Below are 1,825 nucleotides of genomic sequence, written 5' to 3'. Positions count from 1 at the left end.
ATTAAATACCTAAGCGATCGAGGGATTACCGTCAGTTTAGGACATTCGCAAGCGAGTCAAGAAATAGCCAAAAAAGCCTTTTTACAGGGGGCAAAAATGGTTACTCATGCCTTTAATGCCATGCCTCCTTTACACCATCGTCAACCGGGGTTATTAGGGGAAGCAATTATCAATCGCGATGTGTATTGTGGGTTAATTGCCGATGGTCAACACATCCATCCAACCATGATAGAATTATTACTAAAAGCCAGTAATTATCATCGAGGAATTTTCTTAGTTAGTGATGCTTTAGCGCCGATCGGTTTAGAAGATGGTGTCTATCCTTGGGACGAGAGAGAAATTGAAGTTAAACAGGGAACAGCAAGACTTTTTGATGGTACTTTAGCGGGAACAACCTTACCCTTATTACAAGGAGTAGCCAATTTAGTTAACTGGGGAATATGTGATTTAGAAACAGCGATTCTTCTAGGGACAGAATCCCCCAGAAAAGCGATCGGATTAGCGGGTTTATCCGTGGGACAACCTGCCAACTTTTTGCGCTGGCAATCGGCATCAAATTGGGAAAGATTGGATTTCCGCCAGCATTTTGGCCTCTAACTGTTGAATGAGAGTATCGAGATCCACTTCGAGGCGATCAAAACATTCAGGAGGGGAAAGATCGGGTTGAAAATAAATCAATTTTACCTGACCATCACCGATAGCAACTATAGCCACTTCTTCGCTGGGATTATAGCGATAAATAATCCCAAGCATCTCTTGAATTTTGCGATTAACCTGGCGATTTAATTTCTCTAGAGCCTCCCTAGAACAACAGACAAAATGGGGCTGGGGTTTAAGATCGATGCCCAGGGTTTCTTGGGTATCTTTTCCCCATTCCGAGAGTAAACCCCACATTAAACCGGCTAATTCCTGTTGATTTTCTTGCACGAATTGATCTAATTGATAGCGCCATTGATTAGCGGGATCATCGGGGATTGGTTGTTCAAATCTCATCATTAGCCTCTTTTCAGTTATCAGTTATCAGTTATCAGTCCTTGATAAGGGGTGTGCCGATCCCCCCTGCCCCCCTTGATAAGGGGGGTGCCGATAGGCGGGGGGATCCCCCTTAATAAGGGGGGAAAGCTGAGAATTTTTAACACCTACCTACTTAACGACGGTATTCATCACCGCAATCACCGATCAACTGCAATAAATCCCGGGATTTTTGCAAGACATGATCAATTTTTTGATAGTCTTGGGGGGATAATTGAAAATCGAAAATACGGGCATTTTCTTGGATATGTTCAGCAACACCCAAACGCACCCCGATAATTGCCCCGGCTACGGCCTTTTGTTCGAGAACGTAACGCACTGCCACATTAGGAATGGTGACGTGATAGGAATCAGCGATCGCTTTAAGAACGGTTAATAATTCTTGGAATAATTGCCAGTTTCCCCAAGCATTGATCATGTTTTTATATTTCCGTAAACTAGCGGTATTGAGACTCATGGCATTGGGTTCGGGATGACCGAGATATTTTGCCCCTAATAAGCCTCCTGCTAGAGTACCATAGGCGAGTAGATAGATGTTATGTTCTTGGCAAAATTGCGCCATTTTGACGAGGGGACGGCGATCGATTAGAGAAAACTGGACTTGATTGGAGACTATTTTAATCCCGGCGCTGAGAATAATTTTTAAATGTTCCGTGTCGAAATTAGTCAAGGCCAGGTGTTTAATTTTGCCTTCCTGTTGTAATTCTCCTAAAAAATATAAGGCATCTAGATAATTTTTATCGCGATAATCCCACCAGTGAAACTGCAATAAATCGAGACTATCCACATCCAT

3 protein-coding genes are annotated in these 1,825 nt (G+C 43.0%); 1 reads left to right on the top strand and 2 read right to left on the bottom strand.

What is annotated here, in order from left to right; all coding sequences use genetic code 11:
• A partial coding sequence (locus PX484_RS18300) for an N-acetylglucosamine-6-phosphate deacetylase (RefSeq protein ID WP_288105024.1) occupies nucleotides 1-597 on the top strand: 597 nt, incomplete at its 5' end.
• Here the strand turns inward: PX484_RS18300 and ccmS are convergent.
• Together ccmS and PX484_RS18290 are read right to left on the bottom strand one after the other, a co-directional pair.
• Entirely contained in the window at nucleotides 553-993 is a 441-nt protein-coding gene (ccmS, locus tag PX484_RS18295) for a beta-carboxysome assembly chaperone CcmS (RefSeq protein WP_002802030.1), read from the bottom strand. The genes PX484_RS18300 and ccmS overlap by 45 nt on opposite strands.
• Nucleotides 994-1,147: 154 nt before the next feature.
• Nucleotides 1,148-1,825 (bottom strand): aldo/keto reductase (locus PX484_RS18290; protein WP_288105023.1); only part of this gene is annotated, 678 nt, incomplete at its 5' end.

The sequence above is a fragment of the Microcystis sp. M49636_WE2 genome, assembly GCF_030065375.1.
Taxonomy (GTDB): Bacteria; Cyanobacteriota; Cyanobacteriia; order Cyanobacteriales; family Microcystaceae; genus Microcystis; species Microcystis aeruginosa_C.
The sequence above is the reverse complement of the archived record's forward strand: the minus strand, read 5'-3'. Positions and strand labels throughout refer to the sequence as shown.

Coding starts and splice junctions, on each gene's coding strand:
- ccmS (WP_002802030.1), bottom strand. CDS start 993: ATGAGATTTGAACAACCAATCCCCGATGATCCCGCTAATCAATGGCGC.